Raw genomic sequence first — 18,029 nt, forward strand, 5'->3', positions numbered from 1 at the left:
TGTGCTACAAGGCATTCAGGCATCCTGTCTATCAGATGTGAGCTTAACTTTCGCGGTACAGGATGTACCATCGGAAGCGTTAGCATTTTCACTCCTTATTACAAGATGGACCGAAGCAGGATTCAAACGAGGCCAAAAGCTAGATTAATTTCCGTCGCGACCTTTTCGCTGTTCAGAACATGTTGCCGGAACGCTGAGGGTTTGCAAAGGGGTACAAGCGCTTTACCCATTTGGTCTGGTGTGGGCGAAGCGCCACGACGTTAGTGGCCGCAGGCCATATCTTAAATACACTTTTATCCAAAAACGTTTTAAAACAGACTCAAATTACATAACCTGTAACTGATAACCCAGTATGATTTTTGAATAAAATGCGCTCAAATATTACCGAGTAACGGCTATGGCCTAATACAAATTCAACCATTGTTTGCCTAATCGATATAACCACCTATGCACCGGATAAAGCATAAAAAAAACAGGCCATTTTGGCCTGTTTCGATTAATCACCCACCCAATATCACTTAGTAAGCAACGCTAATACGTTGATTAATATGCTTAGCATTTTCGGCTTCATCGAGCATAGCTTTGGCATAATCCACTACTGATACTCGGCTTTGGCCTAGTGCATCGGTAAAGAATTCGTTGCCGCCTATACGGTATGGGCCTTCTGATTCACCAGGGAAAATAATCGCTGCGGGGCTAACGTAAGTCCACTCGATAGCAGAATCTGTATCACGGAACACAGCTAGTGCTTCACCTTGGGCGATGGCTTCGGCTTTATAATCTTCAGGAAACTCTGGTGTTGACACTAACGTCACGCCTGGTGCGACTTCTAAGCTACCTGCACCGCCAACCCATAACAAACGCGGTGTGCCCGCTTTAGGCAAGTGTTGTAATAATTGCTTAGCGGTTTGCGCTACTACTTGATGGTTTTGTGCGGCGCGGCCACCGATTGACGCTATAACAACATCAACGTCGGCAAATGCGCTAGCGATGGCATCGCTTGTCATCGTGGTTAAATCAAGCGTACGTACGGCCACATCTTGAGTGACTTTGCTGGCGTCGCGCACTACGGCAATCACTTCATGGCCTCGGCTTATCGCTTGTTGCATGATAGTGCCACCAATCCAACCTGTTGCGCCTAATACTGCTAATTTCATTTTGTGTCTCGCTCTATTAATTATCAATGGAGCTAGTTTAGTGGGTAATATTTTAGAGATAAATATCGATAATTGCGCTTAATTGTTTCATTTAAAGATACAAAGTAAGATGTAAAATCATTACGTAATTGTGTCCTTAAAAGCAATCTAAACCGCAGGCTAGTGCGTATCTAATGGCTCATTCATCATGAGATTTTGGCGCCATGCCCGACACAATCAAACAAGCTATTAATATTGTCTGGTTTAAACGCGACTTGCGCTTGTCTGATCATCAACCGCTCGTCGATGCGTTTAACCACAATTTACCCTGCTTGCTCATTTACACCTTTGAGCCATTTATGCTGGCTGACTCGCATTATAATGAACGCCATTGGCGCTTTGTGTGGCAGTCGCTGCAAGATATGAATCAACAACTGCTCCGATTTAACGGACAGGTGTATATGTTCAGTATGCCGATGATTGACTTACTAGATGAGATATCCCAAACATTCGAAATTAAAAATATTTATAGTCATCAAGAAATAGGCTTACACAACAGCTTTGAACGCGATAAAGCGATTACTCGCTGGTGCAACCAACAGCAAGTTAATTGGCAGCAGTCGCCTACTGGAGCAGTGGTTCGTGGTCGAAAACATCGTCAGGCATGGGATCAGCACTGGCAACAAGTGATGAACAGCCCTATTGCCATCCCCAACTGGCAACAATGTCAGTTACAAAAACTCGATAACTATCAAAATCCGACTCTTAATCATGACATCATGGCACACCATGACCAGTTTCAAACCGGTGGTCCAAAGGCAGCTAGATCAATACTGAGCAGTTTTTTAACCCATCGGGGTAAAGACTATCAACGCAGTATTTCAAGTCCCAGTTTGAGCCGCACCCACTGCTCACGCTTATCGCCTTATTTAGCATGGGGCAACATCAGTTTAAAACAGGTTTATCAGGCTACATTGACACGTTATAACGAGGTGCAAACCAGTAATAAAGCGTGGAGAAAACCGTTATTGGCGATGATGTCTCGTTTACATTGGCACTGCCATTTTATGCAAAAATTTGAAAGCCAATGTAGCATGGAATTTACCCCGGTTAACCCTGGGTATGTTGATTATCCCTACCGTACCGACGACAAAGTGCAGCAAGATATTCAACGCTGGGCTGACGGCCAAACGGGGATCCCTATTATCGATGCCTGTATGCGTTGTTTAAAAGAAACCGGCTATATCAACTTTAGAATGCGCGCCATGCTAGTCAGCTTTGTCACTCACCATCTCAATATTGCCTGGCAGCATGCCAGCTTACCGCTAGCCAATTATTTTCTCGATTTCGAACCCGGGATACATTATCCGCAACTGCAAATGCAAGCCTCGGTCACAGGTATTAACACCATAAGGTTATATAACCCCGTAAAGCAGTCACAGGATCAAGACCCACGCGGTGAGTTTATTCGATTGTGGTGCCCAGAGCTCACCAATTTACCCAATGAGTATATTCATCAACCTTGGCAACAACCGCCTATGGAAGCGATTTTTAACGACATTATCTTAGGTCGTGACTATCCAGAGCCAATGATTGATTTAACTCAAGCATCACAAACTGCCCGCGATCGTTTATGGTCGTATCGCGAACAACCTCAAGTTAAACAGCATATTTCTGCGGTATTAACCCGTCATGTACGCCCAAAGCCCAAACAGAAGAAGGCTCGCCATGACTCATAAAAAAACGCATTTAGCCCATAAAATCTGTTTGGTATGCCAACGCCCTTTTGCCTGGCGTAAAAAATGGGCCAAAGATTGGGACAACGTTAAATATTGTTCTGAACGCTGTCGCCGACATAAATCTGAATAAAGGTAATCACCATGACGACGCTTTACACCCATGCTTCACCAACATTATTGCCGGAAACCAGCACATTGAGACTCATTTTGGGCGATCAACTTAATGCGTCACACTCCTGGTTTAAACAAGTCGATCCTAATGTGGTGTATTTGATTGCCGAGTTGGGACAAGAAGCAAGCTACGTCACTCATCATGTGCAAAAGGTCTGCGCCTTTTTTGCCTCTATGGCGCAATTTGCACAGGCCTTAGCCAAGAGTGGTCATCAAGTGATGTACCTAACATTAGATGACACCCAGCACTATGCAGATCTCCCTGCATTACTTGAAAATATCACCACAATCCAGCAACTGACGATATTTGAATATCAACAGCCTGATGAATATCGCTTAGCGCAACAATTGAGTGAACTCGCACTGCCAAAGGTGAGTAAAAACAGCTATGACACAGAACATTTCTTACTGCCATTTGACGATATTCAGCGCGAATTCACACCGAATAAACATGTGAAAATGGAGTTTTTTTATCGACGCATGCGCAAACGCTTTAATGTATTAATGCAAGAGGGTGAACCATTAGGTGGCCAGTGGAATTTTGACCAGCAAAACCGTGCGAGCTTTAAAAAGAATGACCTTGCTGATGTTCCTGCGCCCTTGGTATTTGCTAACGATGTCAGTGATATTTTAGCCCGCCTTAAGCGCCATAACATCAACACCATAGGTAAGGCAGAAAGCCAATTATTATGGCCAGTAAATCGACGCCAATCGCGTGAGTTACTCGACTTTTTTTGCCAGCATTTATTGATCCGCTTTGGTCATTTCCAAGATGCGATGACCGAAAATAGCCGTGCGGATTGGAGCTTATATCATTCAAGGCTATCGTTTGCGCTTAACGCTAAAATTATTTCCCCCAGTGAAGTGATTAATAAAGTCATCGCGCATTGGCAAGCGCATCAACATGATATTTCACTGGCTCAAGTTGAAGGTTTTGTTAGGCAAATACTTGGCTGGCGTGAATATGTCCGCGGTATTTATTGGTGCAATATGCCCAACTACGCCACTAAAAATGCCTTACAAGCACAGCGGCCGCTGCCAGGGTATTTTTGGACCGCCAACACCAAGATGAATTGCATGCACCACGCCATAAAACAGTCGCTCGATTATGCCTATGCCCACCATATTCAAAGATTGATGGTGACTGGCTGCTTTAGTTTACTCGCGGGTATCAATCCAGATGAAGTCGACCACTGGTATTTAGGCATTTACATTGATGCCATCGAATGGGTCGAAATGCCCAATACGCGCGGGATGACTCAATTTGCTGACGGCGGAATTGTGGCCACAAAACCTTATGCCGCCAGCGGTAACTATTTGAACAAAATGAGCGACTATTGCAAAAGCTGCCATTACAATGTCAAACTCAAGACAGAACATAACGCCTGCCCATTCAACAGTTTATATTGGCATTTTATTCAGCGGCATCAAGACCAATTTAAACGTAACCCTCGCATGGCAATGGTATATAAAAACTGGCAAAAAATGGATGTGCACACGCAACAGGCCATTATTAACAAAGCCGATAGCCTATTGGAAAATATAGAAAACTTATAACCTTTAGCTGTCGCGACAGGATGATTTTATGGACAAAATATCTGCTATACGCAGCTTTGTTGAAGTGGCCAGTTGTGGCAGCTTTACCCAAGCGGCCGAGCAACTTGGCTTAAGCCGTTTACAAGTGTCGCGCCATATCAAAGAAGTTGAACAATGGTTAGCGTTGCGATTATTACATCGCACTACTCGCCGAGTTAGCCTCACCCTACAGGGCGAAGAAGCGCTTAATTACTGCCAACGGATTTTAAGTGAAGTGACGGCGATGGAAAGTCGCGCCAACAGCCATAATAATGAACTGGTTGGCAGTATCCGTATCGCCTCGCCTATTGGCCTTGGGCAACACAAACTGTATGACGTAGTTGAGGCTTTTTGCCAGCAACATCCTCAAGTTAATATTCAGCTGTTACTGTCGGATAATGTCTCGCAATTGGTGAATGACAGAGTTGATATTGCGCTGCGCTATACCCACCAGCCCGATGAAAGCTTAATCGCCAGACGCTTAATGCATATCGACAATGTGGTTTGCGCATCCCCTGACTATCTCGCCAAACATTCGACCATATTGTCAGCTAATGACTTATTACAACACAACTGTTTACGCCACTCGAGCCAACCACGTTGGGAGATAATCGATGAGACCCGAACCTGTTTACTTGATGTGAGCGGTAATTTACAGGCCAATGACATGGGTGTATTAATCAATGCGGCATTACGCGGCAATGGTATTGTGTGCTTGCCGACCGATTTAGCTAATCACTATCTTGAACAAGGTGAATTGCTTGAAGTGTTGCCCAACACCACTGCGCCGGGTAAGACGTTGTGGGCGGTTTATTTGTCGCGCAGTTACCAGCAAACCGTCGTCAGAGCCTTTATCGACTTTACCGCCAATGCTTGGCAGCAAGACATTAAAAAATGGCAAGCAAGCTAAAGTGAATGATTATGTGATTGAATGACTAATCGCCACTATTTAGTTTCTATTTAGCACTTTCAATTTAATACTTTCAAATTAGCACTTTCAATTTAGTACTCTCTGTTTAATACTCTCGATTCAGTACTTTCTATTTAAGAAGCACTACTCTATAAGCCCTAATGGATAAGCCCTAATGGATAAGTCCTACTGAATAAGCTCTAACGAATAGGCCCTAACGAATAATCCCTAACGAATAATATCCAGCAATAATTGTTGTAACTGCTGCGGTTGATCAAGGCTGGCATCGTGACCACAGTCGTCTATTTTGTGTAATTGTGTTTGATAAAATACCGCTAACTGTTCGCTGCATTTTGGATGGGCAAGTTTGTCTTGATTAGCGACAATCACGCTAACCGGTATGTCATTCAATACTGGACAGTGAAAACGGGCTGAGGCGTACAATTGGCGTAGCCCATTAATAAATGATGTATGGCATTGCAATCTCAGTATGCTCCAGGCATTAATCACGTCAATACTCTGGCCAAAATGCCTGCTGGTAAAATCTAATACCGTTGCCTCTAGCCAATGACTTTTGTCTGTATCAATACTGTTCGACAAGCTGGCGCGTAAAGCCCGAGTGAACACAGCCCCCAATGACCTCATTAACTCCAAGCATTGGAATCGTTTATACCAAGGTGACAAGTTGGCCGCACTGCTGTTAATTAACACCACATGCTCAACTCGCGAGCGACACTGCGCCGCCATCTTTAAGGCCAACATTCCTCCCATAGACAACCCAACCAATACTAACTTAACTTGGCTTGATAGCATGCCCTGTTTTAGCAAGGCGTCATCGATTTGTTGCCACACCGCATCACAATAATCCTGCATTTCACCAGGGCTAAACTGATTAACTAACAGGCCGTTACCCGGTAAATCGACGCTAATAACATTCACCGCTTGTTGAGCTAAACGCTGATCAAAACCATACCAATGGCGGCTATCGCGCATTAATCCTCTAAGCAAAACCAAGGTGGTCATCGTTTATCCTCACTTAGCCTCATTTATCCTCACTTAGCCTTTTTTAGTCCAGAAGCGATTCGCTTGTTGAGTCAACTGCGCCAGCTGTTTAGGCTTTATTTGTTCAATAATTTGTGCATAAGCTGCATCGATAATGAACTGCATTAATACCACGTGACGCCTTAAAATACGTTGATGTCGATGTGTTTTCTGCGGATTAAAATAGCCGGGGAAATTAAATAGCTGACGTGGGTTTTTACGCACCCAGGCCCACGAGCCCATTTCTAACGTTAATGGAATAAACGGTTTTTCGCTGATATTACTCGCCACTAAGTAATCCCAAATATCGCCATGAGTCCGATAAAAATGACTTTGTGGCGCTAACCGATAATGGCCGTGGTGAGGGTAACCCTTTTCGAATAATTGCATTAAATGATAAATATAACCTATGCCGGAAAACGGTTGCCGAGTATGCGCATGAGGAAACCAAAGATGGTCTAGCAAACCAAAACCAGAATGAGCATCTAAGGCAATAACACTGCTACTTTGTTGCTGTAATTGTTGCACATAGTTTACTAATGCTTGGGTTTCTAGCTCCATGCCATTTTGACCACGGTACCAAGGCAAGCGCGGCGAGAGTCGCTGACCACCAACAAGAAAGGTCACGTCTTCGTCTGAATCAATCGGTGCATTACGCATTAAATCAACATTGTTGCCATTGCCTCGGCTACCACGCAAAAAGCCTACCGGATTCACCACAGGTACAAAAGCTAGACGCACGTGTTTGAGTAATTGCTGTAAATGAGTATCCCAAGGTAGTCGATTGAGTAAGCTGTCTAAAAAGGCCAACACCACTTGTGCACCAATACGCTCCACACCATGCACCCCACCAACAAATAACACCGTAGGGCAAGGTTGCTGTTGTTGCCCAAGCTCAATGGCGGTTACCGATAATTTTTCACCACGATAATATAAATTCGCCAGGGACTTATGCCTAAATTGATGCTGATGCTGGGCAATTAAGCGCTTTAAGGTGTCGATCTCGAAAGAATGCTCAAAAGAAAACTTAGCCATTAGCCACTTTTTACGGTCACAAAAATGATCTTAATAAGGTAACCAGTAATTAAGACAAGTTCATGACAACAGAGTGAAAACACTTAGTTCACACACTGCTTAACAATGTTTACATAAAGTAAACAAATCAATGTAGATCATATATTTAGAAATCAATTATTGGCTTTGGTGACTCCTCTCACATTAGCCCTTAAGCAGAACTTTTATCATTATTGATAGAAAATAAAACACTGTAGGCACCCTCTATGAGTACAATTGAATCAATCACTTTAATGCTAGCCTTGGTATATAGCACCAGCTTACTGTATTGGGGTGGCAAAAAATGGGGCGCATTGGTCAGCGGGGCATTATTGCTCGGCGCGACTCTTGCTAGCTTTTTCTGGCCACTTTTACTTATATTGTTGGGCGCGGTATTAGTTGTTACCGCAATAGGGCAATATCAACCTGCGTTTGCCAATGCAGAAGGCAGACCCAATGCTGTACGTGAGATTTGCCAACATTTCTTTGCCCTTTCGATGTTATTGGTTGGCGTGCAATATGCCATCAATGCAGGATTATTGTATGCCGGAGAAACCCCCTGGTTAATGAGACCGGATGTCGGTGATGCATTTTTACCTATTGCGGGCGGCATAGAGCTCAAAGCTATTTTAACTCTCGGACTGTGGGATCAAAACCACCCTGCTGCGGTAGTGATGTTATGTGTCGTATTGATCACTGGTGTAGTGTGTAAACGAGCATTTTGTGGTTGGGCTTGTCCGTTAGGATTAGCCGGTGAGTATCTTTATAAACTGAGAAAACGTGTTATTCACGCAGAGTTATTACCGCCTGCGTGGGTAGACTGGCCACTCAGAATGGTTAAATACCTATTATTAGCGGCACTGCTTTATTTGGTTATTTCTATGCCATCTGCAAGCATTCCACACTACCTATCAGGTAATTACCACAAAGTGGCTGACTTAAAAATGGCAGTATTTTTTATGATGCCGTCAATGGTTGCCTTAATCGGTTTTGGAATGATCTTTGCCTTAGCAGCATGGCGTCGCCAAGGTTTTTGCCGTTACATTTGCCCTTATGGCGCATTGCTAGGTATTGTAAGTTTTCTAAGTCCGTTTAAAATTCGCCGTAATACTCAGCATTGTTTAATTGAAACTAAAGGCATGAGTTGTGATAAGTGCACCCGTGCTTGTCCTGCCAATATATCGGTGCATACTCAAAAAAATATCCACTCAGACGAATGCCAAGCTTGCATGCGTTGTGTGTCTGCTTGCCCTAAAAAACAGGCGTTGCAATTTAGCACTCGTAATGGCATTCCGCTTTCTGCCAGAGGGTTACTCATTGTGTTACTGACTATTATGTTTATGTTACCGCTGTTTGCTTACGTAAGTGGCTACTGGCACAGTCAAACACCTAACGATATAAAAATAGAACTGATTCAGAAACTGGACCGTATTGGCCATTAATTTACGGTTTCAAATAGGCAACAAAAAGGGCTGCACAATGCAGCCCTTTAATTAACTAACAATTACCACAATCATTAACTTACTGAGTAGTAATCACTTTGCGTTTATTGTGCGCAATAATCAGCGAAATAAGACATATTACACCTACAACAATACCCACTGGCTGGCTCAGCTGTTGCGGCAAACCAAAACCAATACCTGCGGTCATGATGTACGACACAGTCACACAAGTACCAATAATCGCTGGAATGCTGACAATCCAATGGAAGGTACCACGATCAAACAAATACTTAGTCGCCAGCCACAATACGCTAGTTGACAGCAACATATTTGAGAATGCGAAATAACGCCAGATTAGGGTGAAGTCAATCTTAGTCATAAAATAAGCAATAATCAGAATCGGAATGGCAACCAGTAAACGGTTTCTGACACTTTGCGGAATTTTAAACGCATCGATAATAGTTAAACGTAATGCTCTAAACGCAGTGTCACCAGAGGTAATAGGGAAAACCGCAACCGCGATAATCGCCATAACACCACCTGCTACACCTAGGTAAGTGGTCGCCACTTGGTTAACAACCATACCAGGACCGCCTATATCGAGAACACTCTTAAGTTCGATATAACCACCAGGGAAAGCTGCGATACCTGCAGTAGCCCACACACATGCCACGACACCTTCTGCTACCATGGCACCATAGTAAACTGGACGAATGTATTTTTCGTTAGTTAAACAACGCGCCATAATCGGTGCTTGAGTTGAATGGAATCCACTGATTGCGCCACAGGTAATAGTAACAAACAATAATGGCCATACAGGTAGCCCACTTGGGTTCGGCTCTAATAAGTCATTGTTATAATGGCTGTGATCAAAATAAGCAAAGATACTGTCAATAGTCGGTAGTTGCGGCGCATGGATTAGCAATGCAACTGCAATAGAGGTTGTCATCACAATCATTAATAAACCAAATGCTGGATACAGTTTGGTAATGATTTTATCGATTGGTAACAACGTCGCGAGAAAGTAATAACCCAAAATCAGTAATACCCAAAAGGTATTATTACTCAAAAAAGTGTCTTTAAAATAATCTAAGTTACTTAACAGCCCTGCTGGGCTCATGATAAATACTACACCAACGAAGAAGAGTAGCATGGCAGTAAATATCAACATGGCACCTTTAAAGTACACATTGAAATAATGGCCAGCAATTTCAGGTAAACTTTTACCGTCTTCTTTTATACTCATTACACCAGAGAAGTAATCGTGAACTGCGCCACCGAGTACATTACCAATCACAATCCAAACCAGTGCTATCGGGCCATATAATGCACCTAAAATTGGCCCAAATATCGGTCCGACACCGGCGATATTAAGAAATTGAATTAAGAACGCTTTAACCGGATGAACGGGTACATAGTCAACGCCATCATTAAATCGTTCTTGAGGGGTTTTAACTTTAGGGTCAATACCTGCTTGTCGCTCAACGAACGGGCTGTAAAACTTGTACCCGAGCAATAGTAGCCCGATACAAATGAGGAAAATCAGCATATTATTGTCATCCAATTATTTATAGGAATATATTCAATGTCGAGTTTGTTTCAGTTAGCTTTCTAGGTCAAGCAACCGGGTGTTATACCAAAGTAGGGATTGCTACCAGTTACTTTCCGTGCATATATACTCACTTTAGCGATAAACTATAACCCTGTTAATGGCTTACCCCAACTTAACTATAATTAGCTATTTAATTACCCATGTCCACACATCAAAAAAATTCAAACATAATCACTTTTAACTCACCAGTGGCTTGTAAACTTACACATCCCTATATACTAAAAATGGTTAATTACCCTTTGTAACACCTAAGATAATGACACCATCACCAATATATCACCTCAAACACATCTTTATAGGTGGGAAGTTAAGTAGCCTGAAATTGAGGTAACAAACACGATTGAATCACCATGTGAACAACCCAAACATCCGCTTACTGGTTCATCTGTTTATTCGTCTATTCGTCTATCCGTCTATTCGTTTATTCGTCTATTCGTCTATTCGTCTATTCGTCTATTCGTCTATTCGTCTATTCGTCTATTCGTCTATTCGTCTATTCGTCTATTCGTCTATTCGTCTATTCGTCTATTCGTCTATAAAATGATAAAACCTCACCGATAAATATCAGTGAGGTTTTAGTTTCATTCACTCAAACAGAATAAACCGTTAGTCTATTTTTGCAGCGTTAGCTCGATGCTAGATTCAACTGATGCTTGGATTTCTGCCTCAGTAAATAGCAATGGACGTAATTGTTTTGCCGAGGAATACAATTCACTTTGATCGGAAAAACTTGGACTCAACACATTGCTAGATTCTGAATAAGTCAAAATACCCTTTGCCTTAGGACCGTCATCAGTAAAGCTCACGGTCATCATCCAACTTGAACCATAACGCACTTGGTAACCTTCAGAAGTTAATCCTGATGCTGTAGCATTACCAGAAACAACATCCATAACAGGGCTATATTTATGTTGAGGTATTAAGGTGTCATCGCCCGATAAACTGGTCGAGAATACGTTGAACCCACCTTCCGCATTATGACTACCAGGCCAAGGTAACTTCACCCCAGATGCAGAGCCATCAGCAAGTGACTTTTCAACAAACTGCACATCCCCCAACGCAACATCAACCGCAAAACCTGCCGCTTCAAGATTCAAAGCTGCATGAGCTAAAGCCACTAATGCACTGCCGTCAGTATTGAGCTTATTGGGCGTAGTTGCTGCACTCATATAATCAAATGCTTCGGTTAGCATGGTGTTTTGATTGAACTGATGGGCAAACTCACGAAGTAACGCCCCACCTTTACTGTCGTTATCTTGTTTACCGTTCCACGATTTTAGCGCGGCACATGATGCCGAGACATCTTTAGACAATGTTGCGCTAACCATCACCGGCGTAGACCCTTGTTGCTCGCACTGGCTGATTAAGTCGGGTAACACCAATTCAGCAAGATAAGCCCGATTGGATAATAAAGCCGCTTCTAGCTCCTCAATAGTAAATTTACCGTCATCACCGGCGGCGTCATCCATTAAGGTTAAGCCCATACGAGTACGTAACGATAATTGGCCTCGCTCTGGACCGTATAAAGGAGAGTAGTTTTCGAGCGGTGCCGCTAAGTTAGTTGACCAAAAGGAGTTGTTTGAGTTTTGCACAAAGTCAGTACGTTCAAGCTTAGGTGCACGGTCGTAAGGCATTGGCGAGTCATAACTAAATACCGAGGTATTACCGGGTAAAATAGTAAATCCAGCTTGAGCTCTCGCCGCTTGTATCGCTGGGGTCGTCTTAATAATATCGACCACTAAGTCAGAAAATCCCGGTACGGTTGAGTCGTCAATATAAAACGCATTACCTTCTTTATCCGCATACATGGTGTTATTAAAAATAACCCCATCATAATTTTTAAACGCTTGTTGAAACTCATCTTTATTGGATGCAAGATTCATGGCTAACCAATGATCGAGCGGATCTTTATTGGCCATATTGGCATCTTGAATAAAGAAAGCCTGGCCATCGTCCCATCCAAATGGTGCTAATGCCGGTGGTGCTTCAACCATCGGACCTTTGGCTGTGGTGTAAATATCCTTCTCCGCCACCAACATGCCAGCGGGGCCTGCATTAACTAATACCGAAACCGTTTCTTTGGTGATTGGCATCGGCGAATTATCGTACATATATTGCAATCTATCACCGGCAACTAACTCAAGGTTATACATTACAAAATGTTCTGCGGTTGAAAAGGTATGCGTCCAGGCTACATCTTTGTTAAAACCAATGTTAACCAATCCAGGCATACCAACCAACGAGCCGCCCATCACATCCATTTGTCCTGGTATGGTCAAATGCGACTGCCAAAAGCGTAAATTACCGGTATGCGGAAAATGTGGATTACCCAATACCATACCTTTACCATTTTCAGTTTTATCCTTACCTAAACCCCAACCATTAGAACCCAAATTTCGCGGATTAGTTTCCGGTGTGGTAATGGTTGCAGACCGTGCGATTAATTTGTTGTTCATATCCTGCACAAACGCGGTTTGTGCAGTGGATGGTGCAGGCCCAATAATTCGCGGTAAATACTCTTGAGCATCGCCAGGGTTGGCGTAAAAAATTAAATCTAAAAAGTTTGCCGCACCAGGTAATAGCGCGATGGAAAATAGATAGCTTGCTACATCGACACCGCTAATAGGTTTAACCCACGGTTGACCAGCACAAAATGGCTCACCGGTTTGAGTTCCAGCTTCTACATCGGCAAGATATTGATTATAACCCGCACTAAAACCTTCCATTAATGCACGCGAATTATAACTAAACTGTGGATATTGGTTTTCTGCAAGCTGCCTGATTTTCAATGCTTTGTAGGCAAAGTCAGAAATTAAGTTACCGTTATCTTCACTGGTTGGAAGTCCGGTTGTAAAGTCAATCGATGCATGGGGGCCAAAGTACATCGACCGTTCAGAATTGGCTTTAATAAAGCCATCTGCAATTACACATAAATTATCTTGTGCTTGGGCATAACCATTACCGAAACCAAGACTCTCTAAATTGTCGGCGGTAATGTGTGGTACACCATATTGAGTTCGGCGAATTTGGACTTTTAAGCTGCCATTAGGGGCAAAGGCTTGTAATAGAGGAGTAACGACTTCGGGTTCTGGATCTGGTTGAGGGGTTTTACCGTATTGGGTGTCATCACCGCAACCGACTATCGCAACGCTAGAAGCCATGCCGATAGCGAGCAAAATTTTATTCAGTTTCATTATTATTATCCTTGTTGTATCCCAATGCTAAGCAGCAAAATGGATGAGGTACTTAATCCTTTACGCCTCAATTTAAGCTAACAGCACCGCCAAAGTAATCCCAGTTACCTTGAAACGAATGCGCTGTTGTTAAATACAACAAAGACATGCATTGCTATTTAAGCAATCATTCTCTCGTGTGTCTACATCTTGATAGAAATAGCCAAAACGTGCTTAACAAAAACAATTAACCTTATTCAGCTAACCTCAGTCCTGGATAATAAACGATTATAAAATAGCGACGTCTTTGGATATTTGTTAGGGCGGACTGCGTCCTTCGAGTATCGCTTCGCTGCTAGGGCGGACTGCGTCCTGCGATATCGCTTCGCTGCTAAGATTGTATAGCATCTAGGCTTTTCGCTTGTATAGCATCTAGCAGCGTAGCGTCCTAGCATCTAGCAGCGTAGCGTCCTAGCATCTAGCAGCGTAGCGTCCTAGCATCTAGCAGCGTAGCGTCCTAGCATCTAGCAGCGTAGCGTCCTAGCATCTAGCAGCGTAGCGTCCTAGCATCTAGGCTTTTCCCTTGTATAGCATCTAGGCTTTTCGCCTGTATAGCATCTAGCAGCGCAGCGTCCTAGCATCTAGGCTTTTCGCCTGTATAGCATCTAGGCTTTTCGCCTGTATAGCATCTAGGCTTTTCCCTTTTATAGCGTCCTTTGACATGAGATCAGTCTAGTGGTTATTTATTCCACGGATTGTTTGGATCAAATGTAGGCTGCGGCTTATTTTGATTACTACGCTGTGTCGCTGCATCGCTGTCATTTGAACGACTCGATGAGGAATATGAAGGTGATGACGAAGAAGCATATGAACGACTTTGATTATGTTTCATTTGTTCATAATCAGCCGTTGCTTTGGCTTTCATTTCGGCAACTAACTCAACCGTTAAAGGCTGCGGCTTACGCGGTAAAATACCGTCAGCAAAACCACGTTCACGAGGTTTTAATTCAAATTGTGCAGAGTTACCTTTTGGCATACGCTTGAAACGGTACAAATAAAAATTTTCAACACGCTCTCTAGCCCATTCCGTCTTTTTTAGGAACTTAACACAAGCGTCCATATTAGGGTTGGTATTGAAGCACTCTAAACGCAAAGCTGCGTAGAGAATTTTCCAATCATAAAATGCCACTAACTCAGATATCATCGTTTCTGATTTTAAACCGTGAAGTGGATTATTTTGCTGCAGTTCTACCATGCTATCTCATGACCTCAAAAAGCTGTCTCTATAATGTGTATAGTTTACCGTTAAAATGCCCCATCGTCTTTATGCATATTTCACACTAGAGGTAATGAGTTAACTAAAACTCATTATCTCTAGTGTGGCGGTTAACATCGTTTTCTGATTTATTTATGACGATACTCACAGATGTGAACCAAAAAATAACGACTTAGTCGTTAACAGAAGGTAAATTAATCCGTATATTGAAAGGGATGCACTGATATTTAGTTAATAGCGTGTGTTAAAATAGTTCCATTATAGTTGACCATCATCAAAGATTATCGAGGACATTGGTTTGAAGTTATCACCAAAATGCTTGTACTTATTTATTTTAATTTCGCCTCATGTCATAGCAGAAGAAATCTTAAACAATCTCGATTTAGATTTAGATTCGCTGATGGCGATGGATGTACAAGTGACTTCGGCGATGAAAAGAACCCAATCAGCCTTTGAAACCGCTTCATCTATATACGTATTAACCAAAGAACAAATCACTCGTTCAGGCGTGACTTCAGTTCCAGAAGCCCTGAAAATGGTACCTGGATTAGCCGTTAGACAACTTGATAATAATCAATGGGCAATTTCTTCTCGTGGTGTTGCATCGCGATTTTCAAGCAAATTACTCGTTATGGTAGACGGTCAAAGTTTGTATACCCCTAAATTTGCCGCCGTGTATTGGGAAACCCTAAACGTACCGTTATACGATATAGAACGCATCGAAATTATCCGCGGTCAAGGTGGGTTACTGTGGGGCAGCAATGCCACTAATGGCGTCATTAATATCATTACTAAAAACAGCATTGATACTCGGGGCCTATATGCTGATGTCAGCAGTGGTAGCCAGCTTAATGTCGATACCAATCTTCGTTATGGTGGCGATATTGGTAATAATGGCAGTTTCAGAATATATGGCCACGTTAAAGATGGCCAGAAGTCTGACAAAGGGATTGAAATGGAGCCGGCTGACTTTTCAGAGCAACAATCTGTAGGCACCCGGTTTGACTTTACCCCAAACGATCAATGGTCAGGACTTATTCAAGGTGATATGACTCAATCTACATTAGGCCAAAATTTTCGCGGCGTCGTGGATGAAAGCAACCGTAATATCTCATTTACTGACAGCTTAGATCGTACCGATGTTCGAGTCATGGCGAGGTTGGAAAATCGTATTTCACCCAAAGCTAACCAAATGCTGCAAACATCTTGGTTAAAACAAAGTGGTAGCCAAACCCATTTACAAGAAAATTTTGAATCTTTTGATGTTGATTATCAGATGAATTTCCTGCACCAAGACTTACAGTTCGATTGGGGGCTAAACTACCGTTACAATTCTATTTCTTTTGCAGACAGTACCTTTGTGCAAAGCGATGGAGGTTTTGAAAGCCTACATCAATATGGTGGATTAGCGCAGGCTCAATATAACGTGATTGCGGACAAATTAGACTTAATTGTGGGTGTCAAAGTTGATCATAACGATTTGACTGGTTGGGAAAACCAACCACTAGCAAGGCTGGTATGGAAACCACTAAATAATCAAGTCTTGTGGGCCTCTGTATCAAAAAGTGTTCGGGTTCCCTCTTTACTTGAATTTAACGACAACTTTCTTATCGATGGACAACGAGTCGAAGAAGTATCGCCTATCACCACCGGAATACCCGAGATTGATCGTTATTATATCCGCACTTACCTCAATGGTAATGACAACGTAAAGTCAGAAAAATCTGTATCTTATGAAATGGGCTATCGTTTATCTGATACCACATGGGCACTTGACCTATCGGTTTATCATACTGATACCGATGATGTAGCTGTGATCCAAATCGATCCGAATATCGATCAGTTTCTCCCCGTGTTTGCATTGTTACAGGCTGGACAGATTGATGCCGCAGTACAAGCATTGACGACAACATCGATTAATTTTGACTTAGTCTCTAATGCAGGGCTGACCACTGAAGGTGGTGATGTGGTGTTGTCATGGCAACCGTCTGACAACTTTACTGCCGAAGTAGGTTACAGCTATAACACCTTTAATTACGACTTAGCAGACAACACGTTCCCAGCGATTGGCTTTGACTCAACGAGTCGTCAACTGTTTACTAAAGCTGATATACATTTTTTTGAACAGCATAATATTTTTGCCTCACTCAGAGTTGAAAATAGTGATGCCTACCAAACAGAAAATTATACCGCACTCGATTTAACTTGGAATTGGGCTTTTCACCCTAACTGGGCATTCGCCATTATGGGTAAAAACCTGTTTGCAGGTTCACATCTTGAGTATGGCAATGATAGTGAAACGTATACACGATCAAATTATATAGACGAAAGTGTCACTTTTAAAATTACGGCGAAATTCTAACTGACTTAATGTTAACTATTAAACGTATTCTGTTTGGATCATTTATAACGCTTTTGCTTACTATAAGCCAAGGCGCGATTGCTGACGAAAAGGAATATGCACTTAAAGCTGGTTTTTTATTTAACTTTGCCCGTTACGGCGAATGGAGTCATCACACGAATACAGCCAGCTCTTTTACACTGTGCAGCCCTGATACTAGCTTTATTAGTGTCTCGCGCTCAATCCTCAATGGTCGTAAAGTCAATAATTTACCAATAGAAAATGTCGAAGTGAGTCTCACAGAAACAAACTTAGAACAATGTAATATCTTGTTTATCACAACCGACACCCTTGAATCTTGGCAACAATTGGATAATAAACATCTTGCTGATGTCATGATCGTTGGTGAAACAGACAACTTTATAGAGCAAGGTGGGCATATTCGTTTCTTTTTATCCGGTGGTAAAATTCGTTTTGAAGTCTCACCCGAAAAATTAAAATTATCGGGAATAACAATGAGTTCAAAAGTATTACGCCTAGGTCGAGTAGTGAATAATTAA

At 42.5% G+C, this 18,029-nt stretch carries 13 protein-coding genes; 7 read left to right on the plus strand and 6 right to left on the minus strand.

The annotated features are described in order from the left end of the window. Positions 1-518: 518 nt before the first annotated feature. Complete coding sequence (locus CXF88_RS05760; RefSeq protein WP_101085965.1) at positions 519-1,157, minus strand: NAD(P)-dependent oxidoreductase; 639 nt, start codon at positions 1,155-1,157, stop codon at positions 519-521. A gap of 203 nt (positions 1,158-1,360) precedes the next feature. On the opposite strand from CXF88_RS05760, the gene CXF88_RS05765 reads away from it, so the two are divergent. Genes CXF88_RS05765 through CXF88_RS05780 form a run of 4 tightly spaced genes read left to right on the plus strand, consistent with a single transcriptional unit; the run spans position 1,361 to position 5,531 of the window. After that, positions 1,361-2,875: a deoxyribodipyrimidine photo-lyase gene (locus tag CXF88_RS05765; protein WP_197708412.1), complete on the plus strand. Its 1,515-nt coding sequence runs from the start codon at positions 1,361-1,363 to the stop codon at positions 2,873-2,875. Then, positions 2,865-3,005: a DUF2256 domain-containing protein gene (locus tag CXF88_RS05770; protein ID WP_101085966.1), complete on the plus strand. Its 141-nt coding sequence runs from the start codon at positions 2,865-2,867 to the stop codon at positions 3,003-3,005. Before CXF88_RS05765 ends, CXF88_RS05770 begins: the two co-directional genes overlap by 11 nt. Positions 3,006-3,016: 11 nt before the next feature. Then, positions 3,017-4,603, plus strand: a complete 1,587-nt coding sequence (locus CXF88_RS05775) for a cryptochrome/photolyase family protein (protein WP_101085967.1) — start codon at positions 3,017-3,019, stop codon at positions 4,601-4,603. 28 nt (positions 4,604-4,631) lie between these two features. Beyond that, on the plus strand, positions 4,632-5,531 hold the full coding sequence (locus CXF88_RS05780; RefSeq protein ID WP_101085968.1) for a LysR family transcriptional regulator: 900 nt from the start codon (positions 4,632-4,634) through the stop codon (positions 5,529-5,531). A 228-nt stretch (positions 5,532-5,759) separates the two neighbouring features. On the opposite strand, the gene CXF88_RS05785 is transcribed toward CXF88_RS05780, so the two are convergent. Both CXF88_RS05785 and CXF88_RS05790 read right to left on the minus strand, forming a co-directional pair. Beyond that, entirely contained in the window at positions 5,760-6,554 is a 795-nt protein-coding gene (locus CXF88_RS05785; protein ID WP_101085969.1) for an alpha/beta hydrolase, read from the minus strand. Between the two features lie 33 nt (positions 6,555-6,587). Then, positions 6,588-7,607: a DUF2817 domain-containing protein gene (locus CXF88_RS05790; protein ID WP_101085970.1), complete on the minus strand. Its 1,020-nt coding sequence runs from the start codon at positions 7,605-7,607 to the stop codon at positions 6,588-6,590. A 245-nt stretch (positions 7,608-7,852) separates the two neighbouring features. On the opposite strand from CXF88_RS05790, the gene CXF88_RS05795 reads away from it, so the two are divergent. Then, positions 7,853-9,067, plus strand: a complete 1,215-nt coding sequence (locus CXF88_RS05795; protein WP_101085971.1) for a 4Fe-4S binding protein — start codon at positions 7,853-7,855, stop codon at positions 9,065-9,067. Between the two features lie 79 nt (positions 9,068-9,146). Here CXF88_RS05795 and CXF88_RS05800 read toward each other — a convergent pair whose 3' ends face one another. The 3 genes from CXF88_RS05800 to CXF88_RS05810 form a co-directional block, all read right to left on the minus strand. Then, the gene (locus CXF88_RS05800) at positions 9,147-10,616 is read right to left on the minus strand and encodes a carbon starvation CstA family protein (protein WP_101085972.1); all 1,470 of its coding nucleotides are present in this window, start codon (positions 10,614-10,616) and stop codon (positions 9,147-9,149) included. A gap of 674 nt (positions 10,617-11,290) precedes the next feature. Then, positions 11,291-13,873 carry an acylase gene (locus CXF88_RS05805; protein ID WP_101085973.1) on the minus strand — a complete coding sequence of 861 codons (2,583 nt, stop codon included), beginning with the start codon at positions 13,871-13,873 and terminating at the stop codon, positions 11,291-11,293. 718 nt (positions 13,874-14,591) lie between these two features. Then, the gene (locus CXF88_RS05810; protein ID WP_011636249.1) at positions 14,592-15,107 is read right to left on the minus strand and encodes a VF530 family DNA-binding protein; all 516 of its coding nucleotides are present in this window, start codon (positions 15,105-15,107) and stop codon (positions 14,592-14,594) included. A gap of 319 nt (positions 15,108-15,426) precedes the next feature. Between CXF88_RS05810 and CXF88_RS05815 the strand changes: the two genes are divergently transcribed. Together CXF88_RS05815 and CXF88_RS05820 are read left to right on the plus strand one after the other, a co-directional pair. After that, a complete protein-coding gene (locus tag CXF88_RS05815) occupies positions 15,427-17,490 on the plus strand; it encodes a TonB-dependent receptor (protein ID WP_101085974.1) in 2,064 nt (687 codons plus the stop codon). 53 nt (positions 17,491-17,543) lie between these two features. Next, a complete protein-coding gene (locus tag CXF88_RS05820) occupies positions 17,544-18,029 on the plus strand; it encodes a YfiR family protein (protein ID WP_242445099.1) in 486 nt (161 codons plus the stop codon).

The sequence above is a fragment of the Shewanella sp. ALD9 genome, assembly GCF_002836315.1.
Lineage (GTDB): Bacteria > Pseudomonadota > Gammaproteobacteria > Enterobacterales > Shewanellaceae > Shewanella.